The organism is Saccharothrix tamanrassetensis, assembly GCF_014203665.1.
Classification (GTDB): Bacteria; Actinomycetota; Actinomycetes; order Mycobacteriales; family Pseudonocardiaceae; genus Actinosynnema; species Actinosynnema tamanrassetense.
The window spans coordinates 734,817-752,695 of sequence record NZ_JACHJN010000002.1; the positions used below are offsets into that span (position 1 = coordinate 734,817).

Sequence of the window (17,879 nt, forward strand, 5' to 3'; positions counted from 1 at the left end):
CTACCGACGGCGTGCCGGACCGATCATCAAGGGGTCCAGCACAGACCCGGCGGCAGGTGGTCGGGCCGGCCCGGCGGCCACCACGGCAACGGCCGGCACGGCGGTTCGGTGCGCGCGGGCGGCGGCGTGGTGGTCGGTGGCGGCACGGTGGTCGTCGGGGGTGGTGTGGTCGGCGTCTCCGACGGGACGGACGGTTCGTCCGGGGGCGCCGACGGTTCGGTGGTCTCCGGCGACGTCGGTTCCGGCGTGGTGGTGGTCGTGGGCGCCGTCGTGGTCGTCACCGGCGGCGTGGTGGTGGTCGGCACCTCGGGAGGCTCGGGCCACCCGCCCGGCGGTTCCGGCAGCTGCCCGTCGTCGGGGTGCGGCCGGATCGGCACGTCGATGCTCCGGGACGCCGTGCCGAGGGTCGCGGTGACGGTGACGTTCCCGCCCCGGAACGGCAGGCCGAACGCCCACACCGACAGCCGGAACGCCTCGCCGCGCTCCAGCGGTTGCCTGCACACGATCCGGTGCGAGGTGCGGGAGCAGTCCGGTCGCAGCGCGACGATCGCGATGTGCCGGTCGGACTCGACGACCAGCTCCAGCGTCCCGGCCCGGCCCCCGGTGTTGGTGGCCTTGATGTCCAGGCGCGGATCCCAGAAGCCGTGGTGCCGATTGCGCACCTGGAGGTCCAGGTCGTCGTCGACGGGCTGGATCGCCACGTCCACCCGGATGTCCACGGAGATCGTGGTGCCCGCGCTGACCGTGCCGGTGATCTGCCCGCCGACCGCGTCCTGCCCGGCGCGCAGCCGGAACACGAAGGTCGCGGCACCGCCGGGTGCCAGGCCCTGCGTGGTGACGCAGGTGATCGCGCCCTCGCCGGCCGGGCAGTCCACGGTCTGGTCGCCGGCACCGTCGATCCGCACCAGCCGTGCGCCGGCCAGCGAGGCTCCCGGCCCCACCGACCGCACACCCGGCGGCAGGGTCAGCGACGCGTTGGCGGGCGACGACGTCGTGCCGCCGGTGTTGCGCACCGTGATCGGCAGCGAGACGGGCGGCGAGCCGGGTGTCAGCGTGAAGCCGCTGGGCACCGTCGGCACGAGCACCGGAGGGTCGGGTGTGGGCTCGGGCTCGGGTTCCGGCTCCGGCTCGGGCGCCGGTTCCGGCTGTGGTTGCGGTGGCACCGGTTCCGGCTCGGTGGTCGGCGCCGGGGTGGTGGTCGACGGGTCCTGCGTGGTGGTCGGCGGGTCCTGGGTCGGCGGTGGCGGCAGCGCCGGCACGGACGGCTGCGTGGTCTGGGTGGCCGACGTCGCGGGCGGCACGGTCTGCGCGGCGGGCACCCGGGGATCGCCGTCTGAGGCCAGGCCGAGGGCCACCGCGATCACCAGCGCCGCCGCCGAGGCGGCTCCGATGAAGAGTTGCCGGGGTGCGGAGGTGGCCGCGCCGGCGGCGCCACCGGCTCCCGCGCCCGCTCCCACGGCCACCGCGGTCGCGACCTTCGCGGTGGACACCGTCGCGGCCAGGTAGCCGGAGGCGCCCACGCCCAGCACCAGCGGTGCGATGAACGCGCGCAGAGCGCCGTTCACGTCGGCCAGTTCGGCGGCCAGTGCGCGGCAGTCCGCGCACTCGTCCAGGTGCGCTTCGACCTGGGTGGTCTCCCGCTTGGACAGCCCGCCGCGGGTCCACGCGCCCAGCCGGTCGGCGGTGGCGCGGCAGCGTTCGGGGGTGGCCTCGGCCAGGTGCACCTGGAGGTACGCCTGGCGCAGGCCCTCGCGGGCCCGGTAGGCCAGCGCGGACACGCCGTTCGCGGTCAGCCCGAGCAGCGGCGCGACCTCGGCGGGCGACTGGCCCTCGATCTCGGTGTGCCAGAGCACGGTCTGCCAGCGCTCGGGCAGCCGGGCGAACGCCTTCGCGGCCAGCGACCGCTCCAGGCCGGCCACGGCGGTGTCCCGGAACGGCACGGACGTCGCCTCGGCCGCGCCGGGGACGGCGGTGATGTCGTCGGAGAGGTCGACCTTCTTGTCCCGCCGGGTCTTGTCGTAGGCGGTGTGCCGCAGCGCGGTGAGCAGGTAGGCGCGGAACGCCGCGTCCGGCCCGCGTCCCGCGCGCAGGGTGTCCAGCACCTTGGCGAACGCGTCGGAGACCAGGTCGTCGGCCTCGGCGGACGAGCGGGCGAGCTGGCGGGCCAGGTTGTAGGCGGCGCCGACGTGGCGTTCGTAGAGCTGCCCGTAGGCATCGATCGCCCCTCCGCGCACGGAGTCGATCAGCTCCGCGTCGCTCGGTCCCCGGACGTCGGCAGGAACGGTCGCCACGTGTTTCCCCTCTCGCGCGCCCAGTCTGACCTACCGGGTAGCGGACCGTCACCCGGAACCCCCCGACTGTGTCGGCGGAGTGCCGTCATGGATGAGTGCCGGCGACGTCCCGTATGCGGAACCCCAGGTCGAGGGAGGCATCCGGGTGGGTGTGCGGGAAGTGGCCGCCGGCGAGGCCGGCAATCCGGCGGCAGCGCGGCGCCCTGGCGCGGAGCAAGCCGTCCGCGGGCTGAGATCGAGGTGGCGGACCGCCACCACGGCGGCCGGTTGGCCGTTCCCGGCCGACTGGCCGTCGAACGAGGTGGACGAGGTCTGCGCGGCGGTGCTGGACACCGCCGACCCCGCCCCCGCGCTGCACCGGTTGGGCGCCGCGCGGGCCGAGGCGGGCGCCACCCTGGCGGAGACGCTGCTGGACCTGGCCGCGCTGCACGCGGTGATGGCCGAGCCGCCGGGCTCGACCGGCATCGTGTCGCCGAACATCGACGCCACCCCGGCGTGGATGCTCCGGGCGACCGCGCTGGGCTGGGGCGAGGTGATGAGCGAGCAGGCGGCGAACTGCGCCGCCGACAACCCGCTGACCGGCCTGGCGACCGGGGCGTACCTGCGGACCAGGTTGCGCGAGGTGTACGCGGAGGCGCGCACCGCGGGCCGGCAGGACCACGTGCTGGTGCTGGTCGCGCTGGACCTGAGCCGGACGTCCGGCTGGTCCCGGGTGGTGGCGATGACGCTGCTCGCGGACGCGTTGCGGGAGGTCTTCGACGCCGGCCAGACCATCGCGTCCATCGGCCCGTCGGTGGCCGCCGTGCTGCTCAGGCGCGACGACCGCCTGCACCGGGCGGTGACGAACCTGCGCCTGCTGACCACCCACCGGCTCGCGGTGGACCCGCACGTCGCGCCGACCGGCCCGGCGGAGGTTTGGCTGGAGGAGCTTCCGGCCACCTATGAGCAGGCCGCGGAATTGATCGCCGACCTCGGGCGCTGACGTACCCCCTGTCCAGCGTCCGCTCGACCCCTTCCCCCCGGAGACCCGCGACGTACCCCCGACGTCGCGGGTCTTGTCCTTTCACCGGTAGGCGACCGCGACGGCGACGTGGTCGACCGCTGAGCCGGGGCCGCGCGACAGCCACACGGTCCAGGTGTCGTGCGTCCGGTCGATCCCGCCCCGCACCACCCCGCCGGACGGGTGGTCGTAGTCGGTCGAAAAGCACTCCATCCGGTGAACGCCGTCGTTGTGCGGCGTGCCGCCCGACACCGAACGCGTCGTGCACACCTCGCCGTTGGTCAGCCGGAGCATCCACGGCTCCGCCTCCGCGACGGGAGGCGACCGGGTGGGCAGTGGTGCCGGCAGCCGCACCTCGTAGCTGAGGTCGGGGCTGTCCGGGCACGTGGCCGCGGGTGCGGTGGGGTGGGCCACGCACGGGTCGTGCAGGGTGTCGCCGACAGCCGGGTCCTCCCCTTCGAGCCGGCACAGCCAGGCGTCCGGGCGCCGCACCACCTCGGACGGGGTGTCGCAGACGCCGCGTCGTCCGACCTGCCTGGCCGCGGGGTTGTCCCACCACGGCGCGTACTCCCGCACCTCGGTCGGCGGCACCCGCCGGGGCGCGGACGTCTCGACCACGGTCGTGCACGACACGGTCAGCAGCAGGGGCAGGACGGCTGCGGGCAAGCGTCTGATGGCGTCGATGCGCCGGATCCTCGCGCATCGCGAACGCGAGCGACATGCACATCTGCGGCCACGCGGATCGGGTGTTTGACAGCCGGAGTCCAGTGATGGTTCGCTACTGTCTTAGTTGACCAGAACAATTTGGAGGCGTCCGGTGGAGTTCCGCATCGACCGGTCCAGCGGCCTCCCGGCGTACCTCCAGCTCGTCCGGCAGGTCCGGGAGGCCCTGCGGCTCGGCTGGCTGGAGCCGGGGGACCGGCTGCCGACCGTGCGCGACGTGGTGGCGGGCAGCGGCGTCAACGCCAACACCGTGCTCAAGGCCTACCGCGAGCTCGAACTGTCCGGCCTGGTCGAGGCGCGCCAGGGCTCGGGCACGTTCGTGAAGGCCGGGCTCGGCTCGACCGACCCCGAGGTGATGAACGCGCTCAGATCGCGGCTCGCCGTCTGGGTGCGGGAGGCGCGGGAAGCGGGTCTGGACGCGGAGGACATCGACGCGCTGGTGCGCTCGGTGTTGGCCGTCGACGGTGATCGGGCAGCCGCCGGTGGTGCCGGCGGGCAGACGAACGAGGGGGAAGGGGTGGCGGTCCGATGACCACTACCGTCACGGAACCGGTGGAGGACACCGCCGCCGCAGCGGTGCACGCGCAGGCCCTGGGCAAGCGCTACCGGAACAAGTGGGCGTTGCGCGAGTGCACGTTCGACCTGCCCGCCGGCCGGGTCGCCGCCCTGGTGGGCGCGAACGGCGCGGGCAAGACGACGCTGATGAGCGTGCTCGCGGGCCTGCTCGACGCGGACGAGGGGTCGGCGGGCACCTCGGGCCGGGTCGCGTTCGTGTCCCAGGAGAAGCCGGTCTACCGGCACTTCACCGCCGCCGACATGCTGCGCCTGGGCGCGCACCTCAACGTGGTGTGGGACCAGGCGCGCGCGGTGCGCTGGCTGGACCGGTTCGAGATCCCGCTGGACAAGGCGTGCGGCAAGCTGTCCGGCGGCCAGCAGGCGCAGGTGGCGTTCGCGCTGGCCATCGGCTCCCGGCCGACCGTGCTGATGCTGGACGAGCCGCTGGCCAACCTGGACCCGCTGGCCCGCCGCGAGGTGACCGCCGAGCTGCTCGGCGAGGTGGAGGAGACCGGCATGACGGTCCTGCTGTCCACCCACGTGGTGGCGGAGCTGGGCGGCGTCGCGGACTACCTGCTGCTGCTCGCGCACGGCCGGCTGCTGGCCGGGGGAGACCTGGACGAGCTGCTCGCCCGGCACGTGACCTACCTCGGCCCGAGGTCCGACACCCCGCCCGCGCTGGGCGAGGTGGTGGAGGCCAGGCACCGCGGCAACCAGTCCACGTTCCTGGTGAAGCTGCCGGAGGGGCAGCCCCGGCCGGTGGTCGCCGGGCAGTGGACCGAACGGCCCGTCACGTTGGAGGACTACGTGCTCGCGCAGCTCGCGGCAACCAGGAAGGGGCTCGGCGCATGACCGTCACCATGACCACCCCGGTGGTGCGTCGCACCAAGGTCGGCTGGGGCGACCTGCTGTGGCTGACCTGGCGGCAGCACCGCTGGCTGCTCGGCGGGCTCGCCGCGGTCGTGGCGCTCGCGGTCCTGTCGTGCCTGGTCATGGCGTGGACCGTGGACTCGACCGGCACGTCCCGGCACGACTTCCTGTTCCTGGGCGGGTTCAACGGGGCGACCCAGCTGGTGTCGATGCTGCCCATGGCGTTCGGCGGGGTCATCGCGGTGTTCTGGGCCGCGCCGCTGCTGGCGCGGGAATACGAGCAGAAGACCAACGTCGTGGTGTGGAGCCAGGACGTCACGCCGATCCGGTGGCTGGTCGGCAAGGTGGTGCTGCTCGGCGTGCCCGCGGTGGGCCTGGCGGCGGCACTCGGCTCGGCCGTGCTGACCGCGCAGCACGCGATCAACTCGACGACCGAGGGCTACCTGCCGTTCCGGCCGTTCCAGGCCGAGTCCTTCGAGGCCGCGCCGCTGGTGCAGATCGGGTACGCCGCGTTCGGGTTCGCCCTCGGCCTGGCGGCCGGCGCGATCACCCGGCGCGTCGTGCTGTCGATGGGGCTGACGCTCGGCCTGTACGTCGTGGTGCGCGGCGTGGTCGGCATCCTGTGGCGGCCGTACTTCCAGACGCCGCTGCGGCAGATGGAGCCGTACGGCGTGCGGGAGAACTCGACCATGTGGAGCGACCCCGACGACCTGACCATGCGCGTCACGAGCGGCTACGCGGACGCGGCCGGCAACGAGATCGAGTTCCCGCGCGACTGCGCGCGGTCCTACGACACCAACGACGGGTTCCAGAACTGCGTGAGGGACCACGGGATCGTCAACACCTTCCGGGACTACCAGCCCGCGGACCGCCTGGTGTCGTTCCAGCTGTTCGAGTTCGCGGTGTTCGGACTGCTGGCCGCCGGACTCCTGGCGTTGACCTACGTGTGGGTGCGCCGGGCGCACCGAGCCTGAAAGCCCGGGTCCTTCGCTTCCGCGATCGACCTCGCCGAGGGAGGTTTCGCGCGCTTCGGGGGCGTGCGAAGCCTCCCTGTTTTTGCAGGTAGGATCTGCTTCCCGTGGACTCCCGAACTCGTCTCCCGGTCGTCGGCATGATCGGCGGCGGCCAACTCGCCCGCATGACGCACCAGGCGGCCATCCCGCTGGGCCAGTCGCTGCGGGTGCTCGCCGAGTCGGACTCCGACCCCGCCGCCCTCGTCGCGCGGGACGTCGAGCTGGGCAAGCACACCGACCTGGACGCGCTGCGGGCGTTCGCCAAGGCCTGCGACGTGTTGACGTTCGACCACGAGCACGTGCCGCAGGAGCACCTCAAGGCCCTGGTCGCGGACGGCGTGAAGGTGCACCCCGGCCCGGAGGCCCTGGAGCACGCGCAGGACAAGCTGGTCATGCGGGTGAAGCTGGCCGAGCTGGGCCTGCCGGTGCCGCCGTTCAGCGCGGTGCTGGAGACGGCGGACGTGCTGCGGTTCGGTGCGCTGCACGGGTGGCCGTGCGTGCTGAAGGCGGTGCGCGGCGGGTACGACGGGCGCGGCGTGTGGATGCTGAACACGCCGCAGAGCGCGCAGCGCGTGGTGCCCGAGCTGCTCGCCGCCGGCACGCCGCTGATGGTGGAGCAGTGCGTGCCGATGCGGCGTGAGCTGGCCGCCCTGGTGGCGCGCTCGCCGTTCGGGCAGGGCGCGGCGTGGCCCCTGGTGCAGACCGTGCAGCAGAACGGGATCTGCGTCGAAGTCCTCGCGCCGGCCCCCGACACCACCGGTGAGGAGGCGCAGCAGCTGGCGCTGCGGGTCGCCGCCGAGCTGGGCGTCGTGGGGCTGCTGGCCGTCGAGCTGTTCGAGACCGCGGACGGCCTGGTGGTCAACGAGCTGGCGATGCGCCCGCACAACTCCGGCCACTGGACCATCGAGGGCGCGCGCACCTCCCAGTTCGAGCAGCACCTCAGGGCCGTGCTGGACTACCCGCTCGGCGCGACCGACCTGGTCGCGCCGGCCGTCGTGATGGCGAACGTGCTGGGCGCGGCGGACGCGCCCGACATGGGGCCCGACGAGCGGCTGCACCACCTGTTCGCCCGGTTCCCCGACGCGCACGTGCACCTGTACGGCAAGGCGGAGCGGCCGGGACGCAAGATCGGCCACGTGACGCTGCTCGGGGAGCGGATGGACCAGGTGCGGGAGCGGGCGCGGCTCGCCGCGCACTGGCTGTCCGACGGCGTGTGGCTGGACGGGTACGACATCCACGGAGGACAGCAGTGACGTCAGTCGGCGTGATCATGGGCAGCGACTCGGACTGGCCGGTGATGCGGGCCGCCACCGAAGCGCTGGCCGAGTTCGAGGTGTCGTTCGAGGTCAGCGTGGTGTCCGCGCACCGGACGCCGCAGCGGATGCTCGACTACGCCACGTCGGCGGCCGACCGGGGGCTGCGGGTGGTGATCGCCGGCGCGGGCGGCGCGGCGCACCTGCCGGGCATGGTGGCGTCGGCGACCGTGCTGCCGGTGATCGGCGTGCCGGTGCCGCTGAAGTACCTGGACGGCATGGACTCGCTGCTGTCGATCGTGCAGATGCCGGCGGGCGTGCCGGTGGCGACCGTGTCCGTGGGCGGGGCGCGCAACGCCGGCCTGCTGGCGGTCCGCATCCTGGCCGCGTCGGACCCGGCCCTGCGGGCGCGGATGGCGGAGTTCCAGGCGTCCCTGGAGCAGTTGGTGCTGCGGAAGGACGAGGCCCTTCGGGCGACGTTGTAGCCGGTCTCAGCCCTGTTGCCGACGGCACAGGGGTGGAACCGGTGAACGCGCGCTAACATCTCGGTAGCAGGCCCTACCGGGAGGTAACTTAACGTGGACCCGAGTTTCGGCACCTACCAGCTCGCGGAGGAGCACGAGGCACTGCGCGAGGCCGTCCGATCGCTCGCCGACAAGGAGATCGCGCCGCACGCGGCCGAGGTCGACGAGCGGGAGCGCTTCCCGGTGGAGGCGCTGAACGCGCTGGCCAAGTCCGGTTTCGCCGCGGTGCACGTGCCCGAGGCGTACGACGGGCAGGGCGCCGACTCGGTGGCCACCTGCATCGTGATCGAGGAGGTGGCGCGGGCCTGCGCGTCGTCGTCCCTGATCCCGGCGGTGAACAAGCTGGGCACCATGCCGATCCTGCTGTCCGCGTCGGAGGAGCTCAAGCGGCAGGTCCTGCCGTCCATCGCGTCGGGCGAGGCCATGGCGTCCTACGCGCTGTCCGAGCGGGAAGCGGGCTCCGACACGGCGTCCATGCGCACGCGGGCCCGTCTCGACGGCGACCACTGGGTGCTCAACGGCACCAAGACCTGGATCACCAACGCCGGCGAGTCCACCTGGTACACCGTCATGGCGGTGACCGACCCGAACGCCCCGAAGAAGTCCCAGGGCATCTCGGCCTTCGTGGTGCACAAGGACGACCCGGGCTTCGTCGTGGGCTCGAAGGAGCGCAAGCTCGGCATCAAGGGCTCCCCGACCCGCGAGATCCACTTCGAGGACTGCACGATCCCGGCCGACCGCATCATCGGCGAACCGGGCACCGGCCTGAAGACCGCGCTCAGGACGCTGGACCACACCCGCCCGACCATCGGCGCGCAGGCGGTCGGCATCGCGCAGGGCGCCCTCGAAGCCGCCATCGCGTACGTCAAGGACCGCAAGCAGTTCGGCAAGGCCGTCGCCGAGTTCCAGGGCGTGCAGTTCATGCTCGCGGACATGGCGATGAAGATCGAAGCGGCCCGCCACATGGTCTACGTGGCGGCGGCGAAGGCCGAGCGCGGCGAACCGAACATCGGCTTCATCACGGCGGCTGCGAAGTGCTTCGCCTCGGACGTCGCCATGGAGGTCACCACCGACGCCGTGCAGCTGTTCGGCGGCGCCGGCTACACCCGCGACTTCCCGGTCGAGCGCATGATGCGCGACGCCAAGATCACCCAGATCTACGAGGGCACCAACCAGATCCAGCGGGTCGTCATGTCGCGCGCCCTGCTGAACGGCTAGATCGAAGGTCTTCACCACGGCCTGGAGGTCCCTGATTTGCATGATCGGGCCGCCTCCAGGCCGTGAGCTTGTGAGCCGAACACCCCGTCGACCGCCGGCCGTGCGCGCTCGTGGCCGGACGGCACGAGATGCTTGTACGTCCGGAGCGTGAAGCCGGGGTCGGAGTGTCCCGGGTACTCGGCCGGCTCCTTGATCGACACGCCTTCGGCGCCGAACTGCGGCTGCCGGAGACCCGGACCTCCGGCAGCGGCGTGGTGCTGCTCCGCTACGCGGCCGACGACGCCAGGTAGCCCGCCAGCCGGTCGTAGCTGGTGTCCGCGCCGTCCCTCATCCCGGTCTCCATCGCGCGGTCCCGGTCGGCCCGGGACGGGTACTTCATGGTCTGCACGACGGTGGTCCGGGACGGGCCGTCGGCGACGAACCGCGTCGTGTTGACCGTCTCCGCCCAGCCCTCGCCCCAAGCCTCCGTCTGCACGGTCCGCTCGTGCGGCGTGACCTCCAGGTAGGTGCCGGTCATGCTCATCTCGGTGCCGTCCGCACGGCGCCACACCATGTGCCACCGACCGCCGACCCGCAGGTCGACCTCGCACACGGGCATCGTCCAGCCCTCCGGCCCGAGCATCCAGTGCACGATGTGCTCCGGCTTGGTGAACGCGTCGAAGACCAGTCGCTGCGGCGCGTCGAACGTGCGCGTGACGGCGACCTCCACGTCGGACGGCGTGCTCCACGGCGAAGCGGTGTCAGTGGTCATCTTCCTGCTCCTTCATCCGTTCCAGGTAGGCGTCGAGGCGGCGGTGGCTGTCGTCCCAGAACCGGCGGTAGCCGTCGGTCCACTCGGCGACCTCCCGCAACGGGGTCGCGTCGAGCGTGCAGGGGCGCCACTGGGCGTCGCGCCCGCGCACGACCAGCCCGGCCCGTTCCAGCACCCGCAGGTGCTTGGACACGGCCGGCCCGCTCATCGCGAACGGCGCGGACAGCTCCTTGACGGTGGCCGCCCCCTCCGCCAGGCGGGCGAGGATGGCCCGTCGGGTGGGGTCGGCCAGGGCCGCGAAGGTGGTGCTCAGCGGATCGTCTGCCATCTCTACCTAACCACTTGGTTATCTAACCGATTGGTTTTCTACTCGCCTGTCGAGATGCTGTCAACCGCGTCCGAACGGGCTAGTGTTGTTGAATGTTCATATAACGTCGGCCGCGCACTGACATCGGACGAAGGGAGCCCGAGCATGGTTCGGGACGTGGCGGCACTCATCGGGCGCATCGGCGTCGGCGTGGTGTTCTTCGCGCACGGCTGGCAGAAGATCACCGAGTGGGGCATCGACGGCACCGCCCAGGCGTTCCAGGGCATGGGCGTGCCACTGCCCACCCTGGCGGCCTGGTACGCGACCCTGGTCGAACTCGCGGGCGGCGCACTGCTCATCGCGGGCGCGGCACTGCCGATCGTCGGCATCCTGCTGGCACTCGACATGTTCGGCGCACTGGTCATCGTGCACCTCCCCAACGGCCTGCTCGGCCAAGGCGGCTACGAACTCGTGCTCGTCCTCGGTGTGGCCGCCCTCGCGCTCGGCTTCAACGGCGGCGCGCTCACCGTCGACCGCCTGATCCGCCGCAGGCAGCCCGCCGAGGCCTAGGAACACGAGCGCCACGAAGCCGAGGCTCCTTGTGCTTTTGAGGATCGGTTCTGTGCAGCTTGACGGCAAAGGGTGAGTCCGGGCTCGAAGCGCTCTTGGAGCACGTTGGTATGCGGCTCTTGCCTTCAGAGCCGTTTGGCTCTCGGTATCGACGCGCATTGCCGCACGTCAAGCGCGAGTCGATCAGCTGGGCGGGTCACTCGGCGGGCGGCGTGGCACGTCCCAGCGGTCCCCCGGCAGCTCTCAGGGCCGAAGCAATGTGGTCCCGCTGCTCAGTGTTCCCGGCTGCATCCAAGACCTGCGTGCTTTTGGAGCGCTTCGGGTCCGTGGTCCCTCTTCTGCCGTCAAGCTGCGTAGACCATCCTTGAGAGGCTTTCCAGCTCCTGGCCGGCTTCAGCCGACGAGGTCCAGGGTGGTGTGTTCGGTGGTGCGGCGGGCGGGGAGGCGGTCCGGGTCGGCGTTGCTGCACTGCACCAGTGCCCCACCGCCCGCCAGTACTGCCAGGAAGCTGTTCAGCAGGCCGTCGGGCTGCGTCCACTCGACGGTGGACAGCACGCGGGTGTCCGCTGTGATGCCCAGGGTCGCCGCCCGCTGCCTGGCTTCCGCCACCACTTCGTCCACAGTGGACTTGCCGAGTGCGGGCGTCGAACCCGGGACCGGTGACCACGGCATGAACTCGTCGCCGAAGACCCGTACCTCGTCCACGTAGTCGACTTCGGCGCCGCACCCCATCCCCATGGGGTGCAAGGAAACCGTCGCCGTCACGCCAGCACCGGCGGCCGTTGCGCCGGGCGGTGCGAACGCCACCTTCGCGCCGGCCGGGTCGTCCGTCACGGCCGCGCCGCACCACCACGCGCCGAGCAGGACGCCGGCGGTCTGCCAGTGGGCGGGCAGGAGTACGGCCACCGGGTCGCCGGGTTCGACGTCCAGTTCGTCGCGCAGCCAGTTCGCCGTCTTCGCCGCCCAGTTGCCGATGGTCGCCCGGGACAGCTCGACCCTCGTGTCGGCCGCGTCGTCGTAGTGCGTGATCAGCGGACGGCCTGGACCCGTGGCGAACAGTGGCGTCAGCAGCGTTTCCGTGACGGTCATGCCACCAACCCTGCCATCCGGCCCCGACCAGCCCCAGGCGGGGTCAGTCGACGCAGGGCGGTCCCTGGCGCAGCCCGCGCCGCGGTCCGTCCAGCGAGACACCGGCACCCCCGGCGAACCTCTGCACGGTGGTGGTGGCGGGGGTGGTCGGCGTGGTGGTGGTCGGGGTGGGCGCGGGGGTCTTCGCGCCCAGGACCTGCGCCACGAACGCCTTCACCTGGTCGCGGTCCACGGTCACGACGCTCTGCCCGCGCGCGTTGATCGCGCCGACGCCGGTCACCGGGATGGTGGTGAACTCGACGTTGCCGCCCGCCAGGCTCTGCGCCTGCCCGGCCAGGGTGGCGAGGTCGAACTTCTCGTCCACCACGACGGACTTGGACACGGCGTCGAGCAGGCCGCTGAGCTTGCCCTGGTCGGTGAACGTCCCCGCCGACAGCAACTGGGACATCGCCGCCTTCAGGAACACCTGCTGCCGGGTGATCCGACCCAGGTCCCCGTTCGGGATGTTCTTGCGCTGCCGGACGAACGCCAGCGCGTCACCGCCGGAGACGGTCTGCACGCCGGCCCTGAAGTCCGCGCCCGAGTCGGGGTCGCTGGTCGCGTGGTTCAGGCACACCTCGACCCCGCCGATGACCTGGGTGAGCAGGTAGAACCCGTACAGGTTGACCTCGGCGTAGTGGTCGACCCGCACCCCGGTCAGGTCCTGCACGACCTGCACCAGCGCCCGCCGGCCCGCCTGGTCGCCGAGCTTGGACCGCTCCTCCAGGTCCCGCACGCCCTCGGCGGCGAGCCGTTCCATGGTGAAGAACCTGGTCACCCCGTACGCCGAGTTGATCTTCTCCTCGCCGTGGTCCGGGATGGACACGGACACGTCGCGCGGGATGGACACCGCGTGCGCCTCGCCGCCGTTGCGGGGCACCCGCAGCACGATCATGGTGTCCGTGTTCACCGTGTCGGTGGCCTCGGTCCGCAGTTCGCGCAGCACCCGGTCCGGCAGCAGCCTGCCCTGGGCGTCGGTGCGGCTGTCGCTGCCCACCAGGAGGATGTCCAGCGCGCCGTCGTCGGCCGGCGGGGCGTTGGGGATGTCGGACAGCGCGGTCAGCACGTCCGTCGTGTTCACGCTGCCCTGCACGCGCTTGACCGTCGTCCAGCCGTACCCCGCCACCACCAGCACGGCCGCGGACAGCAACGCGACCAGCGTGCGTCCGGTGATCACCGCGGCCTTCACGGGCGGTCCTCCTAGTCTGCGCGACGTTGTCCGATCAGGCTAACCACCTTCCGCCGGTCGGAGTCCGGTGACGCGGGCCGGCGGCGTGTTCAGTTGACGCAGACCACACCGTCGGCGGTGATCGGCGGGGTGGGGGTGTCGGACGCGGTGACGGTCCCGGTGACGGTCGTCGTGGTGCCGCCCGCCGACGCCGGGTCGGACTCGTCGGCCGGCGAGAAGTCGGCGCCCACGTACACCTGCACCTGCCCTCTGGGCACGGAGTCGTCCTCGGCGGCCGTGGCGTTACCGCCGAGCGCGGACACCACCCGGTCGGCACTGGACCGCTCACCGGGCGCGTGCCGCACGACGCTGCTCTCCAGGTAGTTGCCGGGGGTGGCCTGACCGCGCTGGAAACCCTTGCGCGCCAACATCTCCAACACGTTGGACCCCTGCCCGACGACACCGGAGGAGTTGACCACCTGCACCGTGATGGCGGACGGCTGCGGACCGGACGGGGTGGTCGACGGCGCGGACGGGTCCGACGTCGAAGAGGAGTCGCCGGCCAGGCCCTTGATGAACTGGCGCACCCGCGCCGGGTCCACCGGCAGCACGTTGCCGTCACCCCAGGTGTCCGTCGGCTCGCCCACCGGGATGGTGCGGAACTGGATGTTGCCCGACACCAGTCCCTGCATCTGCTCGGCGAACTCGGTGATGTTCCAGCGCTCGCTGAGCACCACCGACTTCTTCACCGCCGTCACCAGCCGGTCCAGCTTGCCGAAGTCGGTCAGCGTGCCGGTGGACAGCACCTGGCGGGCCAGCGCGCCGATGAACACCTGCTGCCGCACGATCCGGTCCAGGTCCCCACCGGGCAGCCCGCCGCGCTGCCGCACGAACGACAGCGCCTCCCGGCCCGCGATGGTCTGCCGGCCCGCCTGGAAGTCCGCGCCCGAGTCGGAGTCGCTGGTGGCCTTGTTCAGGCACACCTCCACCCCGCCGATGGCCTTCGTCACCTCGTAGAACGACGCCAGGTTCACCTCGGCGTACCGGTCCACGGTGACCGCGCCGCCGGTGAGCCCCTCGATGGTCCGGATGAGCGTGCGGCGACCCGCCTGGGTGGCCTCGCGCTCGATCCGCGCGTCGTCCGTCACGCCCTCGTCGCGCAGCCGCTGCGAGGTGTCGTTCTTCTGCCGGGCCATCGCCGAGTTCAGCTTGTGCTTGCCGAAGCCGTCGGCGATCTCCACGTACGCGTCACGCGGGAACGAGACGGCCACCGCCCGCGTGCCGTCCTGCGGGATGTGCACCAGGATCATGGTGTCGGTGTTCAGCGTGCCGTCCGCCACACCGCCGTTGAGCAGAGCCAGCACCTCGTCGGACAGCGGCTTGCCCTGCGCGTCGGTGCGGCTGTCGACACCCACCAGGAGGATGTCCATCGCGCCGTCCAACGGCTTGCGTGCCGCGCCCTGCTCGGCCACCGAAGACGGGATGACGTCCGTGGTGACGATGCCGTCGTCCAGGTTGCGCAGATAGCTCCAGCCGTACCAGGAGACCAGCAGCACGGCGGCCGACAAGAGCGCGACGAGTGAACGCCCGGTGAGCACGAGGACACGCCAAGCGACCGGACCTGCGGCCGATTTGGGCGGACGGGTGTCCACTGGTGCTGCCTCCCCCGGGGTCCTGCGACGACCGTTTCCAGGTTACGGGTGGGCCGGCGTTCCGGCCTGCCATTCCCCTTAATACGGGAGACGCTGTAACGGCGGAGTGGGTTGCACGGGTAAACACCGTGGCAGACTGCGATGGACGACCACGGGGGAAGGGCATGACGATGCGCGTACTGGTCACGGGTGGGGCCGGCTTCATCGGTTCGCACTACGTGCGGGAATTGGTGGGGGGCGCGTACCCGGCCTACGCCGACGCCGAGGTGGTGGTGCTGGACAAGCTCACCTACGCGGGCAACGAGGCGAACCTGGCGCCGGTCGCGGACGACCCGCGCCTCACGTTCGTGCGCGGCGACATCTGCGACCGCGACCTCGTGACGGAGCTGATGGGCCGAACGGACGCGGTCGTGCACTTCGCGGCCGAATCCCATGTAGACCGTTCGATCTCCGGCTCTGCCGATTTCGTGCTCACGAACGTGTTGGGCACCCAGACGCTGCTCCAGGCGGCACTGGAAGCCGACATCGCGAAATTCGTCCACGTGTCCACCGACGAGGTGTACGGCACCATCGCGGAAGGCTCGTGGACCGAGGACCACGCCCTGGAGCCGAACTCGCCCTACTCGGCGTCCAAGGCGTCCTCCGACCTGCTGGCGCGGGCGTTCCACCGCACCCACGGCCTGCCGGTCAGCATCACGCGGTGCTCGAACAACTACGGGCCGTACCAGTTCCCGGAGAAGGTCATCCCGCTGTTTGTGACCAACCTCATGGACGGCAAGAAGGTCCCGCTCTACGGCGACGGCCTCAACGTCCGTGACTGGCTGCACGTGGACGACCACTGCCGCGGCATCCAGCTCGTGCTCGAAGGCGGCCGGGGCGGCGAGACCTACAACATCGGCGGCGGCACCGAGCTGACCAACCGCGAACTCACCGAGCGCCTGCTGACCGCCACCGACCGGGACTGGTCGTTCGTGGAACCGGTGACCGACCGCAAGGGCCACGACCGCCGGTACTCCGTGGACATCACCAAGATCTCCACCGAACTCGGCTACGCGCCCCGCGTCGACTTCACCTCCGGCCTGGCCGCCACCGTCGAGTGGTACCGGGACAACCGGTCGTGGTGGGAGCCGCTCAAGCAGCGCGCGGCACTGGCCGGCTGACCGTGGTCGCACTCCTGGTGCCGGGTGGCCGAGGCCAGCTCGGACACGACCTGGTGGCGTCCACCCCGACCGACGGCCTGGTGCACGCCCCGTCGTCGTCGGAACTGGACCTGACCGACGCCGACGCGGTGGTCGACGCCGTGGCGGCGTTCGCGTCCTCCGCCCGTGACAGCGAACTCAAGCCGGTCGTGGTGAACGCCGCGGCGTACACGGCGGTCGACGCGGCGGAAACCGACGAGGACCGTGCTTTCGCGGTCAACGCCGTGGGCCCGGGGTTGCTGGCGTCGGCGTGCCGTGAGCACAACGTGCCGCTGATCCACGTGTCCACGGACTACGTGTTCCCCGGCGACGGGCAGCGGCCGTACGAGCCGGACGACCCGACCGGGCCGCGATCTGCCTACGGGCGAACGAAACTCGCGGGCGAACAGCGTGTTCTCCAGACGTGGGAACGATCCTGGGTCGTCCGCACCGCGTGGGTCTACGGGGCGGGCGGACCGAACTTCGTGAAGACCATCGCGCGGCTCGAAGGTGAACGCGACACACTGTCCGTTGTGGACGACCAACGCGGTTCGCCCACCTGGTCGCTCGACCTGGCTTCAGGGCTGGTCGAACTGGCCGAACTAGTGGTGCGCGGCGGGGAACCGGCCCGCGTGCTGCACGCCACCGGCGGCGGCGAGACCACGTGGTGCGGCTTCGCACGGGCGATCTTCGCCGAACTCGGCGCCGACCCGGAACGCGTGAAGCCTTGCGGCACCGAGGACTTCCCCCGCCCGGCGCCGCGCCCGGCGTACTCGGTGCTGTCGGGCCAGGCGTGGGCGGCGGCCGGGTTGACCCCGCTGCGGCCTTGGCAGGAGGCGTTGCGGGCCGCGTTCGCCGCGAAAGCGGTGCCCTGACGGGTGAGGTGAGCGGTCCTTTGGAGGGGATGCGGGCATCTCCGAAGGGGGTGGGGGCGTCGACCAGCCGACCTTGGTGTCTTGGACGAGCGTCCCGCCGCCCCGCGAGCGCGGGTAGGTGACGTCGGATGGTCGGGGTGTTGGCCTGCTGCGGGGGTCGAGTACGTCAGGCGGTCTGCCACTCCACACAGGTCGGCCGCTGGGCGGTGGTCAGGAAGTCCTTCAACGCCAACGCAAGCGTCTCGACCGACACCCCCGCCCCCGCCGGGTAGTCCACATAGTCCGAGCGGTACTCCGGCGACGCGGCCTCGCCGGCCAACGTGGAGTAGTCGTGATCCGGGTCGGCATACGTCAGGTAGCCGTAGCCGTCGTGAATGGCCGCCGCCACGTCGTGGTCGGGAATCTTCGTCTGCCCCGGCTCGCCCAGCAACCCTTCCGTGTCGTCCATCAACGGCCGCTCCTGGTGCTCGATCACCGCAGGGCCCGCGCCGGGCTCGGCGAGCCGGCTGAGCAGGGCGTCCACGTCATCGGGGGACTCGACGGTCAGCTCGTCGGCGGCCTCGGTGTCGTCCGGGTCGTTGATCGGCCACACAGCGGTGAAACTCATGGCGGGCATCATCGCAGTGAACGCGGGGAGTGACCACCTGGGATGGTCGATTGGGCCGTTGGGGTGGAGGTGGCTTATCGCACTGGTTTTGCGCACAACCAGTGCGAGAACCTTTCCGTCATGTCCGAGCACGGGCGATTCCCGGACGCCTCCGCACAGCGCTCCGACGGTGAGCGACAACGCTTCCTGTGGCGGG

General features: G+C 71.6%; 19 protein-coding genes. 11 read left to right on the top strand and 8 right to left on the bottom strand.

Annotated features, from left to right (window positions below; all coding sequences use genetic code 11):
- Window positions 1-26 precede the first annotated feature (26 nt).
- Window positions 27-2,291 (bottom strand): sigma-70 family RNA polymerase sigma factor, encoded by a 2,265-nt coding sequence (locus FHS29_RS08395; protein ID WP_184689763.1) that lies wholly within the window; start codon window positions 2,289-2,291, stop codon window positions 27-29.
- Between the two features lie 91 nt (window positions 2,292-2,382).
- On the opposite strand from FHS29_RS08395, the gene FHS29_RS08400 reads away from it, so the two are divergent.
- Complete coding sequence (locus FHS29_RS08400; RefSeq protein WP_246440012.1) at window positions 2,383-3,273, top strand: GGDEF domain-containing protein; 891 nt, start codon at window positions 2,383-2,385, stop codon at window positions 3,271-3,273.
- 81 nt (window positions 3,274-3,354) lie between these two features.
- Here the strand turns inward: FHS29_RS08400 and FHS29_RS08405 are convergent, their stop codons facing one another.
- On the bottom strand, window positions 3,355-3,957 hold the full coding sequence (locus FHS29_RS08405) for a hypothetical protein (protein ID WP_184689765.1): 603 nt from the start codon (window positions 3,955-3,957) through the stop codon (window positions 3,355-3,357).
- Between the two features lie 151 nt (window positions 3,958-4,108).
- Between FHS29_RS08405 and FHS29_RS08410 the strand changes: the two genes are divergently transcribed.
- From FHS29_RS08410 to FHS29_RS37625, 7 genes are all read left to right on the top strand, one after another.
- A complete protein-coding gene (locus FHS29_RS08410) occupies window positions 4,109-4,546 on the top strand; it encodes a GntR family transcriptional regulator (RefSeq protein WP_312864817.1) in 438 nt (145 codons plus the stop codon).
- A complete protein-coding gene (locus FHS29_RS08415) occupies window positions 4,543-5,421 on the top strand; it encodes an ATP-binding cassette domain-containing protein (protein WP_184689767.1) in 879 nt (292 codons plus the stop codon). The genes FHS29_RS08410 and FHS29_RS08415 overlap by 4 nt, the downstream gene beginning before the upstream one ends.
- A complete protein-coding gene (locus tag FHS29_RS08420) occupies window positions 5,418-6,413 on the top strand; it encodes an ABC-2 membrane transporter-related protein (RefSeq protein WP_184689769.1) in 996 nt (331 codons plus the stop codon). Before FHS29_RS08415 ends, FHS29_RS08420 begins: the two co-directional genes overlap by 4 nt.
- A 104-nt stretch (window positions 6,414-6,517) precedes the next feature.
- Window positions 6,518-7,705, top strand: coding sequence for a 5-(carboxyamino)imidazole ribonucleotide synthase (locus tag FHS29_RS08425; RefSeq protein WP_184689771.1), 1,188 nt, complete (start codon window positions 6,518-6,520; stop codon window positions 7,703-7,705).
- A gap of 17 nt (window positions 7,706-7,722) precedes the next feature.
- Window positions 7,723-8,190 carry a 5-(carboxyamino)imidazole ribonucleotide mutase gene (purE, locus tag FHS29_RS08430; protein WP_184690100.1) on the top strand — a complete coding sequence of 156 codons (468 nt, stop codon included), beginning with the start codon at window positions 7,723-7,725 and terminating at the stop codon, window positions 8,188-8,190.
- 93 nt (window positions 8,191-8,283) lie between these two features.
- Complete coding sequence (locus FHS29_RS08435) at window positions 8,284-9,447, top strand: acyl-CoA dehydrogenase (protein WP_184689773.1); 1,164 nt, start codon at window positions 8,284-8,286, stop codon at window positions 9,445-9,447.
- Between the two features lie 164 nt (window positions 9,448-9,611).
- Window positions 9,612-9,737, top strand: a complete 126-nt coding sequence (locus tag FHS29_RS37625; RefSeq protein ID WP_281391541.1) for a hypothetical protein — start codon at window positions 9,612-9,614, stop codon at window positions 9,735-9,737.
- Here FHS29_RS37625 and FHS29_RS08440 read toward each other — a convergent pair.
- Window positions 9,713-10,198: an SRPBCC family protein gene (locus tag FHS29_RS08440; RefSeq protein WP_184689775.1), complete on the bottom strand. Its 486-nt coding sequence runs from the start codon at window positions 10,196-10,198 to the stop codon at window positions 9,713-9,715. The two genes, FHS29_RS37625 and FHS29_RS08440, sit on opposite strands and share 25 nt — an antisense overlap.
- Window positions 10,188-10,526 carry an ArsR/SmtB family transcription factor gene (locus tag FHS29_RS08445; protein ID WP_184689777.1) on the bottom strand — a complete coding sequence of 113 codons (339 nt, stop codon included), beginning with the start codon at window positions 10,524-10,526 and terminating at the stop codon, window positions 10,188-10,190. Before FHS29_RS08445 ends, FHS29_RS08440 begins: the two co-directional genes overlap by 11 nt.
- Before the next feature lie 144 nt (window positions 10,527-10,670).
- Between FHS29_RS08445 and FHS29_RS08450 the strand changes: the two genes are divergently transcribed.
- On the top strand, window positions 10,671-11,075 hold the full coding sequence (locus FHS29_RS08450) for a DoxX family protein (protein WP_184689779.1): 405 nt from the start codon (window positions 10,671-10,673) through the stop codon (window positions 11,073-11,075).
- A gap of 393 nt (window positions 11,076-11,468) precedes the next feature.
- Here the strand turns inward: FHS29_RS08450 and FHS29_RS08455 are convergent, their stop codons facing one another.
- The 3 genes from FHS29_RS08455 to FHS29_RS08465 all read right to left on the bottom strand — a co-directional run bounded on the left by FHS29_RS08455 (window position 11,469) and on the right by FHS29_RS08465 (window position 14,969).
- Window positions 11,469-12,164, bottom strand: coding sequence for a TIGR03089 family protein (locus tag FHS29_RS08455; RefSeq protein ID WP_184689781.1), 696 nt, complete (start codon window positions 12,162-12,164; stop codon window positions 11,469-11,471).
- A 43-nt stretch (window positions 12,165-12,207) separates the two neighbouring features.
- The gene (locus tag FHS29_RS08460) at window positions 12,208-13,392 is read right to left on the bottom strand and encodes an LCP family protein (RefSeq protein WP_184689783.1); all 1,185 of its coding nucleotides are present in this window, start codon (window positions 13,390-13,392) and stop codon (window positions 12,208-12,210) included.
- 89 nt (window positions 13,393-13,481) lie between these two features.
- A complete protein-coding gene (locus FHS29_RS08465; RefSeq protein WP_312864818.1) occupies window positions 13,482-14,969 on the bottom strand; it encodes an LCP family protein in 1,488 nt (495 codons plus the stop codon).
- Window positions 14,970-15,193: 224 nt separating this feature from the next.
- Between FHS29_RS08465 and rfbB the strand changes: the two genes are divergently transcribed.
- Together rfbB and rfbD are read left to right on the top strand one after the other, a co-directional pair.
- Window positions 15,194-16,183 carry a dTDP-glucose 4,6-dehydratase gene (gene rfbB, locus FHS29_RS08470; protein ID WP_184690101.1) on the top strand — a complete coding sequence of 330 codons (990 nt, stop codon included), beginning with the start codon at window positions 15,194-15,196 and terminating at the stop codon, window positions 16,181-16,183.
- Window positions 16,180-17,076 carry a dTDP-4-dehydrorhamnose reductase gene (gene rfbD / locus FHS29_RS08475; RefSeq protein WP_184690102.1) on the top strand — a complete coding sequence of 299 codons (897 nt, stop codon included), beginning with the start codon at window positions 16,180-16,182 and terminating at the stop codon, window positions 17,074-17,076. The genes rfbB and rfbD overlap by 4 nt, the downstream gene beginning before the upstream one ends.
- Before the next feature lie 166 nt (window positions 17,077-17,242).
- Here rfbD and FHS29_RS08480 read toward each other — a convergent pair whose 3' ends face one another.
- The gene (locus FHS29_RS08480) at window positions 17,243-17,683 is read right to left on the bottom strand and encodes an Imm1 family immunity protein (RefSeq protein ID WP_184689787.1); all 441 of its coding nucleotides are present in this window, start codon (window positions 17,681-17,683) and stop codon (window positions 17,243-17,245) included.
- Window positions 17,684-17,879: the final 196 nt, after the last annotated feature.

Bases quoted from the DNA above. Each gene is read 5' to 3' on its own strand.
- FHS29_RS08400 (WP_246440012.1), top strand. From the start codon at position 2,383: ATGAGTGCCGGCGACGTCCCGTATGCGGAACCCCAGGTCGAGGGAGGC.
- FHS29_RS08415 (WP_184689767.1), top strand. From the start codon at position 4,543: ATGACCACTACCGTCACGGAACCGGTGGAGGACACCGCCGCCGCAGCG.
- FHS29_RS08420 (WP_184689769.1), top strand. From the start codon at position 5,418: ATGACCGTCACCATGACCACCCCGGTGGTGCGTCGCACCAAGGTCGGC.
- purE (WP_184690100.1), top strand. From the start codon at position 7,723: ATGGGCAGCGACTCGGACTGGCCGGTGATGCGGGCCGCCACCGAAGCG.
- FHS29_RS08440 (WP_184689775.1), bottom strand. From the start codon at position 10,198: ATGACCACTGACACCGCTTCGCCGTGGAGCACGCCGTCCGACGTGGAG.
- FHS29_RS08445 (WP_184689777.1), bottom strand. From the start codon at position 10,526: ATGGCAGACGATCCGCTGAGCACCACCTTCGCGGCCCTGGCCGACCCC.
- FHS29_RS08450 (WP_184689779.1), top strand. From the start codon at position 10,671: ATGGTTCGGGACGTGGCGGCACTCATCGGGCGCATCGGCGTCGGCGTG.
- FHS29_RS08455 (WP_184689781.1), bottom strand. From the start codon at position 12,164: ATGACCGTCACGGAAACGCTGCTGACGCCACTGTTCGCCACGGGTCCA.
- rfbB (WP_184690101.1), top strand. From the start codon at position 15,194: ATGCGCGTACTGGTCACGGGTGGGGCCGGCTTCATCGGTTCGCACTAC.
- FHS29_RS08480 (WP_184689787.1), bottom strand. From the start codon at position 17,683: ATGAGTTTCACCGCTGTGTGGCCGATCAACGACCCGGACGACACCGAG.